General features: G+C 73.6%; 19 protein-coding genes and 1 pseudogene. 11 read left to right on the top strand and 9 right to left on the bottom strand.

Translation table 11 applies throughout. The features are described 5' to 3' along the window. Positions 1-933 (top strand): DUF3048 domain-containing protein, encoded by a 933-nt coding sequence (locus ACRAKF_RS33045; RefSeq protein WP_447041530.1) that lies wholly within the window; start codon positions 1-3, stop codon positions 931-933. A 15-nt stretch (positions 934-948) separates the two neighbouring features. Here ACRAKF_RS33045 and ACRAKF_RS33040 read toward each other — a convergent pair whose 3' ends face one another. Further along, on the bottom strand, positions 949-1413 hold the full coding sequence (locus ACRAKF_RS33040; protein ID WP_447041529.1) for a MarR family winged helix-turn-helix transcriptional regulator: 465 nt from the start codon (positions 1411-1413) through the stop codon (positions 949-951). Between the two features lie 190 nt (positions 1414-1603). Between ACRAKF_RS33040 and ACRAKF_RS33035 the strand changes: the two genes are divergently transcribed. The 6 genes and pseudogenes from ACRAKF_RS33035 to pcaD all read left to right on the top strand — a co-directional run. Next, a complete protein-coding gene (locus tag ACRAKF_RS33035) occupies positions 1604-2359 on the top strand; it encodes a CoA transferase subunit A (RefSeq protein WP_447041527.1) in 756 nt (251 codons plus the stop codon). Then, a complete protein-coding gene (locus ACRAKF_RS33030) occupies positions 2359-3006 on the top strand; it encodes a CoA transferase subunit B (RefSeq protein WP_447041526.1) in 648 nt (215 codons plus the stop codon). The genes ACRAKF_RS33035 and ACRAKF_RS33030 overlap by 1 nt, the downstream gene beginning before the upstream one ends. A 94-nt stretch (positions 3007-3100) precedes the next feature. Then, on the top strand, positions 3101-3886 hold the full coding sequence (pcaH, locus tag ACRAKF_RS33025; protein ID WP_447041525.1) for a protocatechuate 3,4-dioxygenase subunit beta: 786 nt from the start codon (positions 3101-3103) through the stop codon (positions 3884-3886). Next, positions 3886-4473 (top strand): protocatechuate 3,4-dioxygenase subunit alpha, encoded by a 588-nt coding sequence (pcaG, locus tag ACRAKF_RS33020; RefSeq protein WP_447041523.1) that lies wholly within the window; start codon positions 3886-3888, stop codon positions 4471-4473. The genes pcaH and pcaG overlap by 1 nt, the downstream gene beginning before the upstream one ends. Next, positions 4470-5816, top strand: coding sequence for a 3-carboxy-cis,cis-muconate cycloisomerase (gene pcaB / locus ACRAKF_RS33015; RefSeq protein ID WP_447041521.1), 1347 nt, complete (start codon positions 4470-4472; stop codon positions 5814-5816). Before pcaG ends, pcaB begins: the two co-directional genes overlap by 4 nt. Continuing rightward, positions 5813-6595 (top strand): annotated as a pseudogene (gene pcaD, locus ACRAKF_RS33010) (3-oxoadipate enol-lactonase); the annotation flags it as partial. The gene pcaB and the pseudogene pcaD, both read left to right, overlap by 4 nt. 28 nt (positions 6596-6623) lie before the next feature. Here the strand turns inward: pcaD and ACRAKF_RS33005 are convergent. The 4 genes from ACRAKF_RS33005 to ACRAKF_RS32990 all read right to left on the bottom strand — a co-directional run bounded on the left by ACRAKF_RS33005 (position 6624) and on the right by ACRAKF_RS32990 (position 9920). Then, a complete protein-coding gene (locus ACRAKF_RS33005) occupies positions 6624-7550 on the bottom strand; it encodes an RNA polymerase sigma-70 factor (protein WP_447041520.1) in 927 nt (308 codons plus the stop codon). Between the two features lie 68 nt (positions 7551-7618). After that, positions 7619-8092 (bottom strand): carboxymuconolactone decarboxylase family protein, encoded by a 474-nt coding sequence (locus tag ACRAKF_RS33000; RefSeq protein WP_447041519.1) that lies wholly within the window; start codon positions 8090-8092, stop codon positions 7619-7621. A 110-nt stretch (positions 8093-8202) separates the two neighbouring features. Beyond that, the gene (locus ACRAKF_RS32995) at positions 8203-9135 is read right to left on the bottom strand and encodes an SDR family oxidoreductase (protein ID WP_447041518.1); all 933 of its coding nucleotides are present in this window, start codon (positions 9133-9135) and stop codon (positions 8203-8205) included. Continuing rightward, complete coding sequence (locus tag ACRAKF_RS32990; protein ID WP_447041516.1) at positions 9132-9920, bottom strand: SDR family oxidoreductase; 789 nt, start codon at positions 9918-9920, stop codon at positions 9132-9134. Before ACRAKF_RS32990 ends, ACRAKF_RS32995 begins: the two co-directional genes overlap by 4 nt. 68 nt (positions 9921-9988) lie before the next feature. On the opposite strand from ACRAKF_RS32990, the gene ACRAKF_RS32985 reads away from it, so the two are divergent. The 4 genes from ACRAKF_RS32985 to ACRAKF_RS32970 are packed head-to-tail and all read left to right on the top strand — an operon-like array spanning position 9989 to position 13528. Beyond that, a complete protein-coding gene (locus tag ACRAKF_RS32985) occupies positions 9989-10744 on the top strand; it encodes an enoyl-CoA hydratase family protein (RefSeq protein WP_447041515.1) in 756 nt (251 codons plus the stop codon). Then, complete coding sequence (locus ACRAKF_RS32980; RefSeq protein WP_447041513.1) at positions 10741-11661, top strand: CoA transferase subunit A; 921 nt, start codon at positions 10741-10743, stop codon at positions 11659-11661. Before ACRAKF_RS32985 ends, ACRAKF_RS32980 begins: the two co-directional genes overlap by 4 nt. After that, positions 11658-12437, top strand: coding sequence for a CoA-transferase subunit beta (locus ACRAKF_RS32975; RefSeq protein ID WP_447041511.1), 780 nt, complete (start codon positions 11658-11660; stop codon positions 12435-12437). The genes ACRAKF_RS32980 and ACRAKF_RS32975 overlap by 4 nt, the downstream gene beginning before the upstream one ends. Before the next feature lie 17 nt (positions 12438-12454). Continuing rightward, complete coding sequence (locus ACRAKF_RS32970) at positions 12455-13528, top strand: NAD(P)H-dependent flavin oxidoreductase (protein ID WP_447042285.1); 1074 nt, start codon at positions 12455-12457, stop codon at positions 13526-13528. A gap of 40 nt (positions 13529-13568) precedes the next feature. On the opposite strand, the gene ACRAKF_RS32965 is transcribed toward ACRAKF_RS32970, so the two are convergent. The 4 genes from ACRAKF_RS32965 to ACRAKF_RS32950 form a co-directional block, all read right to left on the bottom strand. Beyond that, positions 13569-16217: an ATP-binding protein gene (locus ACRAKF_RS32965; RefSeq protein ID WP_447041509.1), complete on the bottom strand. Its 2649-nt coding sequence runs from the start codon at positions 16215-16217 to the stop codon at positions 13569-13571. 146 nt (positions 16218-16363) lie between these two features. Beyond that, a complete protein-coding gene (locus ACRAKF_RS32960) occupies positions 16364-17521 on the bottom strand; it encodes an acetyl-CoA C-acetyltransferase (RefSeq protein ID WP_447041508.1) in 1158 nt (385 codons plus the stop codon). Positions 17522-17568: 47 nt separating this feature from the next. Next, complete coding sequence (locus tag ACRAKF_RS32955; protein ID WP_447042284.1) at positions 17569-18156, bottom strand: TetR/AcrR family transcriptional regulator; 588 nt, start codon at positions 18154-18156, stop codon at positions 17569-17571. A 138-nt stretch (positions 18157-18294) separates the two neighbouring features. After that, positions 18295-19098: an SDR family oxidoreductase gene (locus ACRAKF_RS32950; protein WP_447041507.1), complete on the bottom strand. Its 804-nt coding sequence runs from the start codon at positions 19096-19098 to the stop codon at positions 18295-18297. Between the last annotated feature and the right edge of the window lie 90 nt (positions 19099-19188).

The following is a 19188-nucleotide window of genomic DNA, read 5'->3' as shown; positions in this document are numbered from 1 at the left end:
ATGAGACGGTGGGCGCGGACGCGGGCAGGGGCCGGGGCGGTGGCGCTCGTCGCCCTGGCCGTCGGATGCACGGTGCAGACCAACGGGAACGGGGCGGCTCCGGGTGCCCCGGGAAGCGGTGGCTCCGTGCTCGCCGTGAAGATCGACAACGTAGGCGCGGCGCGCCCGCAGACCGGCATCGACGCCGCCGACCTCGTCTACGTGGAGCAGGTGGAGGGCGGGCTCACCCGGCTGATGGCGGTGTTCGCCTCCGAGCTGCCCGCCGTGGTCGGCCCGGTGCGCAGCGCGCGCGAGACCGACCTCGAACTCCTGCGGCAGTTCGACCGTCCCGCGCTCGCCTTCTCCGGGGCGCAGTCGAAGCTCCTGCCGTTGATCGACGGCTCGCCCCTGCGGGCCCTGCCGCCGGGCAAGGCGACCGGTGGCGCCTACTACCGGGATCGCGGCAGGGCCGCGCCGCACAACCTCTTCGTACGGCCGAAGGCCCTGGACACCGACGCGCGGGCGGGAGCGCTGGAGAGCACCGGGTTCCGGTTCGGCCCCCGCCCTTCGGGGGGTACGCCGGAGACCCGGCGGACGGTGCGGTTCCCCGCGGCGCGCTTCACGTTCGACTGGGTGGAGTACGAGGGGCGCTGGCGCGTGGCCATGGACGGGACACGCGCGCGTACGTCCGGCGGCGAGGAGCTGCGCCCGTCCACGGTGGTCGTGCAGTACGTGAAGGTGCGTCCTTCCCGCTTCCACGACCGCTCGGGAAACGTCTCCCCGTTCACCGAGACGGTGGGCGAGGGCAAGGCGCGCGTCCTGCGGGACGGGCGTGGCTACGAAGCGCGCTGGCAGCGTCCGTCGGCCGGGCAGGGCACACGGTTCACGACGCCCGGCGGCGAACCGCTGCCGTTCGCCAAGGGTCAGGTGTGGGTCGTGTACGCGAAGGCCTGAGCGCTCAGGCCTTCGTCAGCGGCTCTCCCTCAGCGGCTCTCCGGGGTGGCGCAGGTCCTCCGCCGCGTCCGCGACGCGGCGGATCAGGTCGAAGAAGACGATCTGCTCGCCGGCGGAGAGCGGGCCGAGGAACACCTGGTTCATCCGGGCCGTGCGCACGGTCAGCCTGGCGTGCGTGCGCCTGCCGTCGTCGGTGAGCCGCAGCAGATAGCGGCGGCCGTCCTGCGGGTCGCGGACCTTGTCGAGCAGCTCGCGGCGGATCAGCCGGCTGATGACCTCGGCGATGGTGGAGCGGTCGAGGCCCACCCGCTCCCCCACGGTGCGCTGGTCGAGGCCGGGCTCGGCGACGAGGGCGTTGAGCACCGCGAACTGCGGCGAGGTGATCTCCTCGGAGACCATCGTGTTCCACAGGAGGTAATGCGCCTGTTGCAGGCGCCGGGCCAGGTGCCCGGGGTGGGTGGTGAGATCCACCGCGGCCATGGGTCCTCCGCTTCCGCGTCCATATTCATCCGCGTCGTCCATATTCATCGGTGCACTGAACGATACCCGCACTTCCGGCGGGTCGACCCCCCTCTTGTCAGGGAGTTCGCGCTCTCCTATCCTCACCGAAATAGTCAGTGCCCTGATTAATTTCCTGAGGGACCGGGGCCGGAAGAGAGGGGCCGCGCGGATGGACAAGGTGGTGGCCACGGCCGCCGAAGCGGTGGCCGACGCCCGTGACGGGGCGTCGTTCGCCGTCGGCGGCTTCGGCCTCAGCGGCGTGGCGAACGAACTGATACGGGCGCTGCACGCCGCCGGGGTCTCGGACCTGCGGGTGGTGTCCAACAACTGCGGGGCCATGGACTCGGGCCTCGCGGTGCTCCTGGCGGCGGGCCGCATCGCCCGCGTCACCGGCTCCTACATCGGGGCCAACAAGGAGTTCGCCCGGCAGTACCTCGGCGGTGAGCTGGAGGTCGAGATGATCCCGCAGGGCACGCTCGCCGAACGGCTGCGGGCGGGCGGCGCGGGCATCCCCGCGTTCTACACCCCGGCCGGCGTGGGCACCCAGGTCGCCGAGGGCGGTCTGCCGTGGCGCTACGACGGCGAGGGCGGCGTCGCGCTGGCGTCCCCGGCCAAGGAGACACGGGAGTTCGACGGCGCCGAGTACGTCCTGGAGCACGGCATCCGCACCGACTTCGCGCTGGTCCGCGCGGCCAGGGGCGACCGGCACGGCAACCTCGTCTTCCACAGGGCGGCCCGCAACTTCAACCCCCTCGCCGCGATGGCGGGCCGCGTCACCGTCGCGGAGGTGGAGGAGCTGGTCGAGCCCGGCGGGATCGACCCGGACGCGGTGCATCTGCCCGGCATCTTCGTGCAGCGCGTCGTCGCGCTCACCCCGGAGCAGGCGGCGGACAAGCGGATCGAGAAGCGGACGGTGAGCGGCTGATGTCCTGGACCCGTGAGCAGATGGCCGCCCGCGCCGCGCGCGAGCTGAGGGACGGCCAGTACGTGAACCTCGGCATCGGACTGCCGACGCTCATCCCCAACCACCTCCCGCCGGACGTGCACGTCGTCCTGGAGTCGGAGAACGGCATCCTCGGAGTGGGGCCCTACCCGGACGAGTCCGAGGTCGACCCGGATCTGATCAACGCGGGCAAGGAGACCGTGACCGTGCTGCCCGGCGCCTCCTACTTCGACTCCGCGCTCTCCTTCGGGATGATCCGCGGCGGCCACATCGACGTGGCCGTGCTCGGCGCCATGCAGGTCTCCGCGCGCGGGGACCTCGCCAACTGGGCCGTGCCCGGCAAGATGATCACCGGCATCGGCGGGGCGATGGACCTGGTGCACGGCGCCCGCAACGTCATCGTCGTCATGACCCACACCGCCAAGGACGGCTCCCCGAAGATCCTCGAAGAGTGCGCGCTGCCGCTGACCGGCAAGGGCTGCGTCGACCGGATCATCACCGACCTCGGCGTCCTCGACGTCACCGAGCAGGGGCTGCGGCTCGTCGAACTGGCCCCCTCCGTCACGGTCGACGAGCTGACCTCGCGGACCGCCGCCGAGATCCGCGTCCCGGAGGGGTTCCTGTCATGAGCCCGCGCGACGTCCACAAGGCCGACGCCGTCCGCATGGCCGACGCCGGCCGCATGCCGCACCTCCTCCGCCACGCCTCAGGGAGCCGCACGAGATGACGATGACCACCTCCACCCCCCAGCCCCTTCCCGAAGGGCTCACCCAGGGCGCGATAGACGCCGAGGTCGCCGAGGCGCAGGCCGCTTCGGTGCCGGGGGCGCACCATCCGCCCCGTGACTACCCGCCCTACCGCAGCAGCCACTTCCGCCACCCGAAGCAGCCGCTGGTGCCGCTGCGGGACCCCGAGGCGGTGGAGCTGAGCGGTCCCGCGTTCGGCGTCACCGACGTGACCGCCCTGGACCGCGACCTGACGCGGCAGCACCCGGGCGAACCGCTCGGCGAGCGGATCACCGTCGGCGGCCGGGTCCTCGACCGCGCCGGGCGCCCCGTGCGCGGCCAGCTCGTCGAACTCTGGCAGGCCAACGCCTCGGGGCGCTACGCGCACCAGCTCGACCAGCATCCGGCGCCGCTCGACCCGAACTTCACGGGCTTCGGCCGGTGTCTGACCGACGACGAGGGACGGTACTCCTTCACGACCGTCAAACCGGGCGCCTACCCGTGGCGCAACCACGTCAACGCCTGGCGGCCCGCACACCTCCACTTCTCGCTCTTCGGCACGGCGTTCACCCAGCGCCTCGTCACTCAGATGTACTTCCCGGGTGACCCGCTCCTGCCCTACGACCCGGTCCTGCGCTCGGTGACCGACGCCGCCGCGCGGGAGCGCCTCGTCTGCGCCTACGACCACGACCTGTCCGTCCCCGAGTGGTCGCTCGGCCACCGCTGGGACATCGTCCTTGACGGCCCCTGTGCGACCCTCTTCGAGGAAGGCGACCCCCACTGATGACCTCCCCGCCGACGACGCCGTCCGCCGCGACCGCGAACGCCCCCACACCGTCCCAGACCGTCGGACCCTTCTACGGCTACGCGCTGCCCTTCCCCGGCGGCGGCGACGTCGCGCCCGCGGGGCACCCGGAGACCATCACGCTGCACGGGTACGTGTACGACGGCGCGGGGCAGCCGGTGCCCGACGCCCTGATCGAGACGTGGCAGCCCGGTCCTGACGGCTGCCGGTCGGGCGCGCCGGGATCGCTGCGGCACGACCCCGTCACCGGGCGGGTCGTCGGCCGTGACGGCGTCGCGTTCACCGGCTTCGGCCGGGTGCCGACCGACGCGGACGGCCACTGGGCGGTACGGACGCTGCCGCCGGGAGGCGTCTCGTACATCTCGCTCGCCGTGTTCGCGCGGGGGCTGCTGCATCACCTGTACACGCGCGCGTACCTGGTGGACGAGCCGGGTGACGCGCTCCTGTCCGCCCTGGACGGACAGCGGCGTGCCACGCTCATCGCCGGGGCCGGACCGGATCGTACGTACCGCTTCGACATCCGTCTCCAAGGGCCCGGCGAAACGGTCTTCCTGGAGTTCTCATGAGCGGGTTGTTCTCCCCCGGATGGGCGGGCTCGGCAGCCGAGGAGGCGACCGGCGACGACGCCTTCCTGCGGGCCCTGCTCGACGCGGAGGCGGCCCTGACGCGCGCTCAGGCCGCGGTGGGCCTGGCCCCCCGCGAGGCCGCCGCGGCGATCACGTCGGCCGCCTCCGACACGGCCCGCTTCGACACCCGCTCGATCGCCCTGCGCGCGCGGGCGGGCGGAAACCCGGTGATCCCCCTGGTGGCCGACCTGACGGCGGCGGTACCCGCGGAGGCCGCGCCGCACGTCCACCGGGGCGCGACGAGCCAGGACATCCTCGACACGGCGCTGATGCTGGTGTCCACGCGGACCCTGGCCCCGCTCCTCGCCGACCTGACCCGCACGGAACGCGCCCTGGCCCGCCTCGCGGCGGAGCACCGCGACACGGTCCTGCCGGGCCGCACGCTCACCCAGCACGCGGTGCCGACGACGCTCGGGCTGAAGGCGGCGGGCTGGCGGTCACTGGTGCTGGACGCAAGGGACCGGTTGACGCGGGCACGGGAGGGGCTGCCGGTGCAGTTGGGGGGAGCGGCGGGGACGCTGGCCGCGTTCCGGGCGTACGCATCGCCCAAGGCGCCGTCGGCCGCGCGGGACGGGGACATCGGGCAGGCGCTGATCGCCGCCTACGCCCGTGAACTGCCGCTCGCCGAGCCGCCGTTGCCCTGGCACACGCTGCGTACCCCCGTGGCCGACCTCGCCGCCGCCCTCGCCGTCGCCGCCGGGGCGCTCGGCAAGGCCGCGGTCGATGTCCTCACGCTCTCCCGTACCGAGATCGCCGAGGTCTCCGAAGGCTCGGGGGGCGGTTCGTCCGCCATGCCGCACAAGGCCAACCCCGTGCGCGCCACGCTCATCGCCGCCGCCGCGCGCCGCGCGCCCGGCCTCGCGGCCACCCTGCTCGGCTCGCTGGTCGCCGAGGACGAGCGGCCCCCGGGTGCCTGGCACGCCGAGTGGGAGCCACTGCGTGACCTGCTCCGCCTGGTGGGCGGCGCGGCCCGCGACGCGGCCGAGCTCGCCGAGGGGCTGCGCGTCCACCCGGAGACCATGCGCGCGCACCTGGACCTGACGGACGGGCTGATCGTGTCGGAACGGATCGTGGCCGCGCTCACGCCACGGGTCGGCAGGGCGCGGGCGAAGGAGCTGGTGACGGACGCGGCCCGGCGCGCACGGGCCGGCGGACGGCCGCTCGCGGCGGTCCTGGGAGACGAGCCCGCCCTGACCGGCGTCGACCTCGCCGAACTCACCGACCCCACCCACTACACCGGCTCCGCCGGCCCCCTGACCGACCGTGCCCTGGAGCGACGTTGACCCGCGAGAACCTGCCGCATCACACCGTCGAGGGCGCCGACACCGCGCCCCCACTGCTGCTCGGCCCCTCCCTCGGCACATCGAGCCGGCTCTGGGACGGTGTCGCGCCCGCACTGTCCGCCGCCCATCGCGTCGTGCGGTGGGACCTGCCCGGCCATGGCCGCTCCCCCGCCGGGCTGATCGGGCCCGGCGCGACCGTCGCCGACCTCGCCGGGCTCGTGCTCGGCCTCGCCGACTCGCTCGGCATCGACCGCTTCGCGTACGCGGGGGTGTCGATCGGTGGCGCCGTCGGGCTGCACCTCGCGGTCCATCACCCCGAGCGGGTGACGGGCCTCGCCGCGATCTGCTCCTCCGCGCACTTCGGCGGCCGTGAGCCGTGGGAGCGGCGGGCGGCGGCCGTGCGCCGCGTGGGCCTCGCCGAGCTGGCGGACGCGGCCCCCGGGCGCTGGTTCACGCCCGGGTTCACCGTGCCCGCCCTGGTGGCGGACCACCGGGCCGCCGATGCGGGCGCGTACGCCGCGTGCTGCGACGCCCTGGCCGCGTACGACCTGCGGGAGTCCCTGGCGGCGATCAGCGCGCCGACCCTGGTGATCGCCGGGCGCGAGGACCCGGCGACCCCGCCCTCCCACGCCCGGGAGATCGCCGACGCGGTGCCCGGCGCGTCCCTCGTGGAGCTCGCGGGGGCCTCTCACCTGGCGCCCGCCGAGCGCCCGGACGCCGTGACCGCCGCCCTGCGCGCACACTTCGCGGGGCCCTCGGCGCTCGCGGAGGAGGAGCGGGTGCTCGCGGAGGAGGAGCGGCAGTAGGTCACTTCGGGGGCGTCCGGCCCGCCTTCCTCAGCTCGTGGTGGAGGGCCCACGCGTCCGCCACCGGCCCCATGTGCCCGAGCTTGTCGGGGTTGATCACCATGCGGATCGCCTGGATCCGGCCCTCGACCACGTCGAGCGCCCACGTGTGCAGGACCCTGCCGTCCCGGTCGCGGAAGACCGCGCCCGGCTGGCCGTTGACCTCGTGCGGCGCGAAGGTGATGTCGATCCAGGCCATCCGGGGTATGACGGCGGCGAGCAGCCGCGCCACGTTCTCCGTGCCGAGGACGGACCTGGCGAGCTGCGGCGCCTTGCCGCCGCCGTCGCCGACCAGCGACACGTCGGCGGCGAGCAGTTCCCGCAGCCCGTCGACGTCGCCCTCGCGCAGGGCGTCGAAGAACCGCGCCGACAGGGCCTCCCGCTCCTCGCGGTCCGCCTCGAAACGCGGGCGCCCTGCCCGCATGTGCCCCCGCGCCCGCACCAGGAGCTGCCGGCACGCCGGCTCCGAACGCCCCACCGCCGCGGCCACCTCGTCGAACCCGAAGCCGAACACCTCCCGCAGCACGAACACCGCCCGCTCCAGCGGGCTGAGCCGCTCCATGAGCAGCAGCGCGGCCATGGAGACGGAGTCCGCCAGCTCCGCCGAGCGCGCGGGGTCCTCGTACGGGTCGCTGAGCAGCGGCTCGGGGAACCAGGGGCCCACGTACTGCTCACGCCGCGCCCGCGCGGAGCGCAGCACGTCGATCGAGACGCGTGTCACCGCCGCCGACAGGAACGCCTTGGTCGACACGGGCCGGGTCGGCGAGGCGTCGAAGCGCAGCCAGGTCTCCTGGACGGCGTCCTCGGCCTCGGCGACGCTGCCGAGGACGCGGTAGGCGATGGAGAAGAGCAGCGGCCGCAGCTCCTCGAACTCCTCGATCTTGCTCACGCGTGTTCCCTTTCTCCCCGTGGCCCGGGGCCCCTTGGCGGGCCCCGGGCCGGTCGCCGCCGTCGCGGTCAGTGCACCTGTCCGACCACGTAGTCGCCCGCGGGCCGCCGGGCGATGACGTTGAGCCGGTTGGCCATGTTCATCATGGAGATCAGCACGACGAGGGTGGACAACTGCTCCTGGTCGTAGTGCCGGGCGGCGTTCTCCCAGGCCTCGTCGCCCACGCCACCGGACCCGTCCGCGACCCGGGTGCCCGCCTCCGCGAGCTCCAGCGCGGCACGCTCGGCCTCGGTGAAGACCGTGGCCTCGCGCCACGCCACCACCAGGTTCAGCCGCAGGGCGGTCTCTCCCGCGGCGGCGGCCTCCTTGGTGTGCATGTCGATGCAGGCGGCGCAGCCGTTGATCTGGCTGACGCGCAGCGCCACCAGTTCCTGGGTGGCGTCGGGCAGCGGTGACTCCTTGAGCGCCTTGTGGCACGCCATGAAGTGCTTGAAGATCTTGCCGGCGGTGGGGCTGGCGAAGTAGTCGAGTCGCGCGTCCATGGTGGTGCTCCTTGTGGTTCGTCCGTTGGCTACACCCCCGAGACGAGGCAGCCCGGCCCCCTGTGACACGGACGGACGTGAGCTGGATCACGCGTTCTCGTGTGCGGGCCTCAACGCGCCCCGTACACCGGCAGCGGCACCGGCGCGTCGGCGAGGAGTCCCAGCGCCGTCTCGCCCGCCTCGGCCGGCGTCCAGCGGGCGCCCTTGTCGGCGGTCGGGCCCGGGCGCCAGCCCTCCATGACGGTGATGCGGCCGGCCTCGACCTCGAAGACCCGTCCGGTGACGCCCGCGGACGCGGTGGAGCAGAGCCACACGACGAGCGGTGACACGTTCTCCGGTGCCATCGCGTCGAATCCGCCGTCCCGGGGCGCGGCCATGGTGGCGGCGAACGTCTGCTCGGTCATGCGGGTACGGGCGGCCGGGGCGATGGCGTTGACGCGCACTCCGTAGGGGGCCAGTTCGGCGGCGGCCACCAGGGTGAGGCCGAGGATCCCGGCCTTGGCCGCGCTGTAGTTGCCCTGGCCGACGCTGCCGAGCAGCCCCGCTCCCGAGCTGGTGTTGACCACGCACGCGTGCGGCACGCGCCCGGCCTTGGCCTCGGCCCGCCAGTGCGCCGCCGCGTGCTTCAGGGGAAGGAAGTGGCCCTTGAGGTGGACGCGCAGCACGGCGTCCCAGTCGTCCTCGTCGAGATTGACCACCATCCGGTCGCGCAGGAACCCCGCGTTGTTGACGAGCGCGTCGAGCCTGCCGTACGTGTCGAGGGCGGCCCGCACCAGCGAGGCGGCGCCCTCGGACGTGGCGATGTCACCGCCGTGCGCGACCGCTTCGCCGCCGGCCGCGCGGATCTCGTCGACCACGTCGTGGGCGGGGCCCTGGTTCTCTCCCCGGCCGCCGGGGCCTTGCGAGCCGTCGGCCCGTACCCCGAGGTCGTTGACGACGACACGGGCGCCCTCGGCGGCGTGGGCGAGGGCGTGCGCGCGGCCGAGGCCACGCCCCGCGCCCGTGACGGCCACGACGCGGCCCTCGCAGATTCCGGGCGTCATGAAACGGCTCCTCCGTACGTCTGGTGGTGGGCGGACGCGGCGTCCAGGAACGCGGGGCGCTCTCCGCCGCCGTGCAGGTGGAGCGCGGCGCCGCTGATGTATTTCGCACGGTCCGAGGCGAGGAACACGCAGGCGTCGCCGACGTCGGAGGGCTCGGCGAGGCGGCCCAGCGGCACGGTGCGGGCGACCCGCGCGACGCCCTCCTCGTCGCCGTAGTGGACGTGGGCGCTCTCGGTGCGGGCGAGGCCGAGCACGACCGTGTTGACGCGCACGGCCGGGGCCCATTCGACCGCCATGGTCCGCGCGAGGTTCTCCAGGCCGGCCTTCGCGGCGCCGTAGGCCCCGCTGCCGGGCGAGGGGCGGGTGCCGCTGACGCTGCCGATCATCGTGACGCTGCCGCCGGTGTCCTGGGCGCGCATCACCTCGTGGGCCGCGAGCGAGGCGTGGAGCGGGGCGAGCAGGTTCAGTTCGACGATCTTCGCCTGGCGGGCGGGGTCCGTGTCGGCGAGCAGGCCGTAGGGCGTGCCGCCCGCGTTGTTCACCAGGGCGTCCAGCGTGCCGTGGTCGGCGGCGACTTCGGCGAAGAAGGTGTGGGCGGCGGCCGCGTCGCGCAGGTCGAGCGGCCGGAACTGCGCGGTGGCGCCCGCGACTTCGACCGGCCGCTCGGGCGGCCTGCGCGCGCAGACGACGACGCGGGCGCCGGTGGCGAGGAAACTCCGGGCGATACCGGCGCCGACGCCGCGGGTGCCGCCGGTGACGACGACCACCTGTCGGGTGTCAGTCATCGCTGCTACCTTTCCAGCTAACAAATGTTTGGTTGAAGGCGTGTGGGTGAAAGGTAGCGGATCCTCTGATGTCTGTCTCCACCTCCGTCCCCGACGAGGGCGTGGCCGTCGTGACGGTCGACTATCCGCCGGTCAACGCCCTGCCGGTGCGGGGCTGGTATGAGCTGGCCGACGCGGTGCGCACCGCCGGGCGCGACCCCGTCGTCCGCTGCGTCGTGCTGACCGCCGAGGGGCGGGGGTTCAACGCGGGCGTGGACATCAAGGAGCTGCGGCGCGACAGCGGCCACGGCGCGCTGATCGGCGCCAACCGCGGCTGTTACGCGGCGTTCTCGGCGGTGTACGAGTGCGAGGTGCCCGTCGTCGCCGCCGTGCACGGCTTCTGCCTGGGCGGCGGCATAGGCCTCGTGGGCAACGCGGACGCGATCGTGGCGAGCGAGGACGCCACGTTCGGCCTGCCCGAGCTGGACCGGGGAGCGCTCGGCGCGGCCACCCACCTGGCCCGCCTGGTCCCGCAGCACCTGATGCGCGCCCTGTACTACACCGCGCGCACCGCGACCGCCGCCGAGCTGCACGCGCACGGTTCCGTCTGGCGGGTCGTCCGGCGCGCCGGTCTGCGCGAGGCCGCGCTCGATCTGGCCCGGGAGATCGCCCGCAAGGACGGCACCCTGCTGCGCTTCGCCAAGGCCGCTATCAACGGCATCGACCCGGTCGACGTGCACCGCAGCTACCGCTTCGAGCAGGGCTTCACCTTCGAGGCGAATCTCAGCGGCCTGGCCGACCGCGTCCGCGAGGACTTCGGCACGCGAGGGGAGGACGGGGCATGAGCGACAGGACGGCGGGAGCCGCCACGGGAGCCGCCGGGCGGGCCGCACCGGTCCGAGCGGACAAGACCATGACACCCGACGGGATCGTGGGGCGCCTGGCGAGCGGGATGACCCTCGGCATCGGCGGCTGGGGTTCGCGCCGCAAGCCGATGGCCCTGGTGAGGGCCCTGCTGCGGTCCGACGTCACGGATTTGACCCTCGTCTCGTACGGCGGCCCGGACGTCGGCCTGCTCGCCGCCGCGGGCCGCGTCCGCAAGCTCGTCACGGCCTTCACCACACTCGACTCGATCCCCCTGGAGCCGCATTTCCGGGCGGCACGCGAGCGTGGCGCCTTCGCACTCGTCGAGCTGGACGAGGCGATGTTCATGCAGGGCCTCACCGCGGGCGCCCAGCGCCTGCCGTTCCTGCCGGTCCGCGCGGGCCTCGGCTCCGACGTCCTGCGCGTCAACCCCGGCCTGCGTAAGGTCACTTCGCCCTACGAGGACGGCGAGGAGCTGGTGGCGGTGCCCGCCCTGCGGATGGACGCGGCCCTGGTGCACATGAACCGCGCCGACCGCTTCGGCAATGGTCAGTACCTCGGCCCCGACCCGTACTTCGACGACCTGTTCTGCGAGGCCGCCGACACCGCGTACGTGTCGTGCGAGCGGATCGTCGACTCCGCCGAGCTCACCGCGCACGCGGCGCCACAGACGCTGCTGGTCTCCCGGCACTCGGTGACGGGCGTGACCGAGACGCCCAAGGGCGCCCACTTCACGTCCTGCGCGCCCGACTACGCCCGGGACGAGCCCTTCCAGAGGGCCTACGCCACCGCGGCGGCGGAGCCCGGAGCCTGGGCGGCCTTCCGCGACCGCTTCCTCACCGGCACCGAGCGGGACTATCACCTGGCCGTCCAGGCGTGGCACAAGGAGCAGCGATGACACGCACCGGTCCGGCGGACGAGCGGACGACGACCCGCGCGGAGTACTGCGTGATCGCCTGCGCCGAGGCCTGGCGGGGCGACGGCGAGATCCTCGCCTCCCCCATGGGCACGGTCCCCTCCGTCGCCGCCCGCCTCGCCAAGCTGACCTTCTCCCCCGAGCTGCTGCTCACGGACGGCGAGGCCCTGCTCATCGGCGACGTCCCCGCCATCGGCGCCGCGTCGGGCGTGACGGAGGGCTGGCTGCCGTACCGCAGGCATCTGACGATGGTGATGGGCGGCCGGCGGCACGTGATGATGGGGGCGAGCCAGATCGACCGCTTCGGCAACCAGAACATCTCGTGCATCGGCGACTGGGAGCGGCCCGCACGGCAGTTGCTCGGGGTGCGCGGGGCCCCGGCCAACACCATCAACAACCCCGTGAGCTACTGGATACCGAAGCACTCGCCCCGGGTCTTCGTGGCGAAGGTCGACATGATCAGCGGCGTCGGGTACGACAGCGCCGCCGCCGCGGGGCCCGCCGCCTCCCGCTTCCACGAGCTGCGCCGCGTCGTCTCCGACCTCGGTGTCTTCGACTTCGCCACGCCCGATCACTCGATGCGGCTCGTGTCCCTGCATCCGGGGGTGACGCTCGACCGGGTGCGCGAGGCCACCGGGTTCGCCCTGGCCGTGCCCGACGACGTCCCGTACACCCGCGAGCCGACCGGCGACGAACTGCGGCTGATACGCGACGTGGTGGACCCGCGGGGGCTGCGCGAGCGCGAGGTGCGGGCGTGACGGCGGGCCCGCCGGCCATCGAGACACCGCTGACCAGGCTCGTCGGGGTGCGCCACCCCATCGTGCAGACCGGCATGGGCTGGGTGGCGGGGCCGCGCCTGGTCTCGGCCGCGGCCAACGCCGGGGCGCTCGGCATCCTGGCCTCCGCGACCATGTCGGTCGAGCGGTTGCGCGAGGCGGTGCGGGAGGTCACGTCCCGTACGGAGGCGCCCTTCGGGGTCAATCTGCGGGCCGACGCGGGTGACGCGCGGGACCGGGTCCGGGTGATCGTCGACGAGGGGGTGCGGGTCGCGTCCTTCGCGCTCGCGCCGTCCAGGGAGCTGATCGCCGAACTGAAGGACGCGGGGGTGGTGGTGATCCCCTCGGTCGGCGCGCGACGCCATGCCGAGAAGGTGGCGGCGTGGGGCGCGGACGCGGTGATCGTGCAGGGCGGCGAGGGCGGCGGCCACACCGGTGAGGTCGCCACGACGGTGCTGCTGCCGCAGGTGGTCGACGCGGTGGACATACCGGTGGTCGCGGCCGGCGGGTTCCGCGACGGCCGCGGCCTGGTCGCCGCGCTCGCCTTCGGGGCGGCGGGAGTGGCCATGGGCACGCGCTTCCTGCTCACCTCGGACTCGACGGTGCCGGCCGCCGTCAAGGCCCGCTATCTGGCGGCCTCCGTCAGGGACGTCACGGTCACCACGCGCGTGGACGGCCTCCCGCACCGCATGCTGCGGACGGAGCTGGTGGCGGCCCTGGAGAGGTCGGGCCGGGCCGCGTCCCTGGCCCGCGCGGTGCGCCACGCGGCGGCGTTCCGCAGGGTCTCGGGCCTGAGCTGGTCCCGGATGGCCCGCGACGGCCTGGCGATGCGACACGGCAGGGAGCTGACGTGGAGCCAGGTGCTGCTGGCGGCCAACACGCCGATGATGCTCAGGTCCGCGATGGTGGACGGCCGCCCCGACCTCGGGATCATGGCCTCGGGCCAGGTGGCGGGAACGATCGACGACGTCCCGTCGTGCGCGGAGCTGCTGGAGAGACTGATGCGGGAGGCGAACGAGGTACTGGGGCGGTTGGGCAAGGGGGGTGGGGCTGAGGGTGGGGGTGTGGGGTGAAATGGCCGGCCAGGGTTCGAGGCGCCCACGCCGGCGGACGTTACTGGCGGACCAGCGCCAAGTGGTCCAGAGCCCGGTCCACCAGGCCGTCCGCCCCGCAGGTGCGGGCCAGCGTGAGGCCTCGCTCCAGTTCCGGGGCCGACTCCGCCGCGATGCCGTACTCCACGCGGGCCACCGCGTGTTCGTACGCGCAGGGTGAGGCCTCCAGGTAGGTGGCCGCCTTGCGGTACAGCGCCACCGAGCGCGGGCCGCTCTCCAGGGCCGCCGCGCACCGCAGGGCCTCGCCGATCGCGGTGTCCGTGCCGAACCGCTCGGCCTGCATGCGCGCGTCGGCGACGAGGCGCGTCGCCCGCTTCGGGTCCGCGTGCGCCAGGGCGCGGGCGAGGTCGAACGCCCACGGCGCGAGCACGGTGTTGTACTGGCCGCGCGCGGTCAACGCCTTGGCCGTGGCCTCCAGTTCATTGAGCCCCTCCTCCGTGCGGCCGAGGGCGAGCAGCAGCCTGCCGCGCACCGACATGGCGTCGGGCACGTAGATCGTGGAGGCGGAGGGCGGCGCGAAGCCGTACCGGTCGGCGATCGCCCCGGCCTCCTCCACGTGCCCGCGCGCGAGGAGCGTGTCGATGAGCATGCTGGCCGCCTCCCAGTGCATGGGAAGGCCCTCCCCGACACGGTCGGCGAGGCGCAGGCTCTCGCGCAGCGAACGCTCGGCGTCGGTGAGCCGTCCGCGCCTGCGGTACACATAGCCGAGGAAGGCGTGCGAGAGCGCGAGGTGACCGCCGCTCCAGCCGGCGCACTCATAGGCCCGCACGGCTTCGGTGAACAGGCTCTCCGCCCGGTCGAGACGGTCGCAGAAGGCGTAGGACCCGGCGAGCATCAGGCGGAGTTCGAAGCTCCACTCGGTGTCGGTCCAGCCGAGCCCCGGCGCGAGGCGGCCGTTGACGAGGGCGCGGTCGCAGAGCTCGACGACCATCTCCGCGTTCTCCCCGCGGGTCATCGCGTCGAAGGCGCGCAGGATCAGCAGGGCACGCTCGGAGTTGTCCCGGCCCGAGAGCGGCCCCGCCAGTGCGGCGAGCCGCCGGGAACGCCCCGGCGAGTCCTCCTCGCCCGCGTGGATGCCCTCCCACATGTAGTGCACGGCTTGCAGGCGCAGCCGCGCGGGCCCCGGTTCGAGCCGGCTCTCCTCATCGGCGATGGCCCGAAGGCCCTCTTCGAGCTGGTCGTTGTGGACCAGGGCCTGGGAGAGGCGGCAGACCGCGTCGACGCGCAGCTCCTGGTCGAGGCCGCGCATGGAGAGCGCCTCGCGCAGGTGGGCGATGGTGGTGGAGGGCGAGGTCAGCAGGGTGGCGCACCCCAGTTCGTACAGCACGCGCGCGTGGATCTCGGGCAGCGGCGGTTCCCGCAGGGCCCGCTCCAGGCAGCGCCGGGCCGCGTCGGGCGCGCCCACCGCGAGGTGTTCGGCGGCGGCCTGGCGCATCTGCTCGACCAGTTCGGGGTCGTCGTCCGGGTGGACTTCGAGCAGGTGCCGGGAGGCCGCGGCGGCGCCGAGCCCGGACTGCGCGACGACGGAGGCGGCCCGGCCGTGCATGGCGGTGCGGATGCCACCGGAGATCGAGCGGTAGATCGTGCTCGCGAGCTGCGGGTGGACGAACTCCAGGACTTCGCCCTCGCGGAGCAGGATGCGCGCGGCGCAGAGCCGGTCCGCGCACTCCTCGGCCTTGTCGCGGGGCATCCCGGCGAGCCGGGCGGCCAGGTCCAGGGAGATGGAGGTGCCGAGGATGGCGGCCGCCCAGGCGAAGCGGGTGACGTCGGTGCCGAGGCTCTCCAGGCGGGCGACCAGGCCGTTGCCCTTGGCGGTGCGGTTGAGGGCGCGCAGGCCGTCCGCGGAGCTCTCGACCGGTTCGAGCTCGCTGTCCTGCACCTTGGCGAGGAGCTCCACCGATTCGTACGGATTGCCGCCGGTGACCGCCCAGACCTCGCGGCAGAACGGAGCGTCGGCGTGCTCGCCGAGGGTGGCGCGGGTGAGGCCCGCGGCGGCGTCCGGGGTGAGCGCGCGCAGGGTGGTGAAGGTGTGGGCCGCGGCGTCGACGGTGGCGATGTGGCGGGCGCTCACACCCTCGGCGTCGCCGGGCCGGTGGGCGACCACGACGAGCACGGGCAGTTCGTCGAGGCGACGGGCGAACGCGGCGAGCCACTGGAGCGTTTCCTGGTCGGCCCAGTGCGCGTCGTCGATGATGAGGACGAGCGGCCACTTCAGCTGGGCGAACCGCGAGACCGCCTCGACGAGGCCGTCGCAGACGGCCTTCGGGTCGGCCTGGCCGCCGCCGGGTACGGCCACGCCGAGGGCGGGGCCCGCGATGTCGTACCGGTCGCCGAGGTATTCGCGGACCTCCTCGTCCGAGAGGGCGACGAGTGCGGGTTGCAGGAGCTGGCGTACGACGTTGAAGGGGACGGAGGTCACCGTCTCGCCGCCGCGCGCCGTCCAGACGGTGGCGCGGCCCTCCGCCATGCGGCGCACCGCGGTGAGGAGCGCCGTCTTGCCGATGCCGGCCTCGCGGCTGAAGGCCAGGAGCCCGCCCGTGCTCGTGGAGTCCATGCAGAGCTCGTCGAGAGCACGGGACGCGGCGGCGAGTTCGTCCTCGCGCTCCCACAGCGGGATCCAGGCGGCTCCTCCGGGCCGTCCCTGCGTCATCGCTTCCTCCCGGATCACTCAATCGGCGTACTGAGTCGAGACTAGCCGGGTCGGGGCCGCCGTGGAGCGCCGTCCGGGCAGGTACTCCGACAGGGTGAGACGAGGTGCCGGGCGCGAGCGGCGCGGGGCGTCCGCGGCAGAGGCCCTCAGAGGCGTTCGATGATCGTCACGTTGGCCTGGCCGCCGCCCTCGCACATCGTCTGGAGGCCGAACCGGCCGCCGGTGCGCTCCAGTTCGTGCAGGAGGGTCGTCATCAGTCTGGCCCCCGTCGCGCCGAGGGGGTGGCCAAGCGCGATCGCACCGCCGTTGACGTTGACCTTCTCGGGGTCGGCGCCGGTCTCCCTCAGCCAGGCGAGGACGACCGGCGCGAACGCCTCGTTGATCTCGACCAGGTCGATGTCGCCGATGCTCATGCCGGTCTTCTTCAGGGCGTACGCGGTGGCGGGGATCGGCGCGGAGAGCATCCGGATGGGGTCCTCGCCGCGCACGGAGAGATGGTGCACGCGGGCTCGCGGCGTCAACTTGTGCTCGCGCACGGCCTTCTCGCTCGCGAGCAGCATCGCCGCGGCGCCGTCGGAGACCTGTGAGGAGCAGGCGGCGGTGAGCGTGCCGTCGGCCAGGACGGGCGCGAGGCCCGCCATCTTCTCCAGGGTGGTGTCCCGGCGCGGGCCCTCGTCGGTGGTGATGTCGTCGTACGCGACGAGTTCGCGCGCGAAGCGGCCCTCGTCGATGGCGCGGATCGCCCGCTGGTGGGAGCGGAGCGCGAACTCCTCCATGTCGCGGCGGGATATGTCCCACTTGGCGGCGATGAGCTGGGCGCCGTGGAACTGGTTGACGGGCCGGTCGCCGTACCGGGCCCGCCAGCCCTCGCTGCCCGCGTAGGGGCCGTCGGTGAGGCCGAGGGGTTCGGCGGCCCGGCGGGAGGCGAAGGCGATGGGGATCATCGACATGTTCTGTGTGCCGCCGGCCACGACGAGGTCCTGGGTGCCGGACAGGACGCCCTGCGCGGCGAAGTGCACGGCCTGCTGGGACGAACCGCACTGCCGGTCGATCGTCACGCCTGGCACCTCCTCGGGGAGCCCGGCGGCCAGCCAGCTGGTACGGGCGATGTCACCGGCCTGCGGCCCGACGGTGTCCAGACAGCCGAAGACGACGTCCTCCACGGCGGCGGGATCGACGCCGGAACGCTCGACGAGCGCCTTGAGGACATGGGCACCCAGGTCGGCGGGGTGGACCCCGGCGAGCCCCTTCCCGCGCCTGCCGACGGGGGTACGGACCGCTTCGACGATGTAGGCCTCGGCCATGGCGTGCTCTCCTCGGTCGTGGAACGCGCCGCCCTTCGGCGCGCCGCTTACGTACGTACGGAGATGCCGTCCAGGACCATCGACAGGTACTGGCGGGCGATCTCCTCGGGGCTGTGGCCTCCGCCGGGGCGGTACCAGGACGCGGCGACCCAGACGGTGTCGCGCACGAAGCGGTAGGCGAGCCGGATGTCCAGGTCGTCGCGGAAGGCGCCTTCGGCGACGCCGCGCTCCAGTGTGGTCAGCCACGCCTTCTCGAAGCGCTGCTGGGAGTCCGACAGGTACTGGAAGCGCTCCTGCGCGACCAGGTGCTTGGCCTCCTTCTGGTAGATCGCGACGGCGGCGCGGTGCCGGTCGATCTCCCGGAAGGACTCGGTGACCAGGGCCTCCAGCGTCGCCCTGGGGTCAAGCTGAGCCTGGAGCACGGTGTCGTACCCGTCCCAGAGCTCGGCGAGGAAGGTGCGCAGGATCTCTTCGAGCATCGACTCCTTGGAGTCGAAGTGGTAGTAGAGGCTGCCGGCGAGCATGCCCGCGGCGTCGGCGATCTTGCGGACCGTGGTGGCGTTGTACCCCTGCTCGGCGAAGACGTCGGCGGCGATGCCGAGCAGTTCGTGGCGCCGCTCGGGCGAGGGGCTCACCGCGGTCTTCTTCTTGCGGGCGCCCGGCCGCGGTGCGCTGGCGCTCGGTTCCGGTGCGCTGGTGCCCGGTTCCGGTGCGCTGGGGCTGGTGCGGGGGCTGGTGCTGGTCTTCGGTTTCGACACACGGTCATTCTCCGCCTAGGCGCGCTGACTGCTGACCGAGACCGTCTCACCCGTCATGTACGACGAGTAGCCACTGGCCAGGAAGACCATGACGTTGGCCATCTCCCACGGCTCCGCATACCGCCCGAACGCCTCGCGGGCCGTGAGCTCCGCGAGGAGCTCGGGCGAGGTGACCTTCGCGAGATGGGGGTGCATGGCGAGGCTCGGCGCGACCGCGTTGACGCGGATGCCGTGCGGGGCGGCCTCGACCGCGGCGCAGCGGGTGAGGGCCATGACGCCCGCCTTGGCCGCGGCATAGTGCGCCTGCCCGGCCTGGGCGCGCCAGCCGAGCACCGAGGCGTTGTTCACGATGACGCCGCCGCGCGCGGCGGCCCGCAGGCGGCGCAGGGCGGCGCGGGTACACCGGAACGTGCCGGTCAACGTCACGTCGATGACCTTGTCCCACTGCTCGTCGGTCATCTCGGTGAGCTCCGCGGTGCCGCCGAGGCCCGCGTTGTTCACCACGATGTCCAGGCGGTCGTGGCGGGCCTCCGCCAGCTCGAACAGGCTCTGCACCTGCGCCTCTTCGGTGACGTCGCACGGGATGCCGTCGACGCGGTCCGCGCCGAACTCCTCGGCGAGCGCCGCCACCGACTCCTTGGTGCGGCGCGGGTGGGCGTCGCCGATGACGACGCGTGCGCCCTCCTCGAGGAAGCGGCGGGCGGTGGCGCCGCCTATACCGGCCCCCGCGGCGGCCGTGATCACGGCGGTGCGGCCCGCGAGCAGGTCATGGCCGGGCGGACAGACGGGCACGTCCGGTGGGCGAGCGAATGCATCCATGGGCGGCCGGCCCTCCCATCCCCTGACCGCGGCGGTGCCGACCGATCCTCGGCTCTTCGCGGCTCTCGACTCTTCGACACCACACAGAGT

Source organism: Streptomyces sp. DSM 118878, assembly GCF_052936595.1.
Note: the sequence above shows the minus strand (reverse complement) of the source record. Positions and strands in the feature narration are given on the sequence as shown.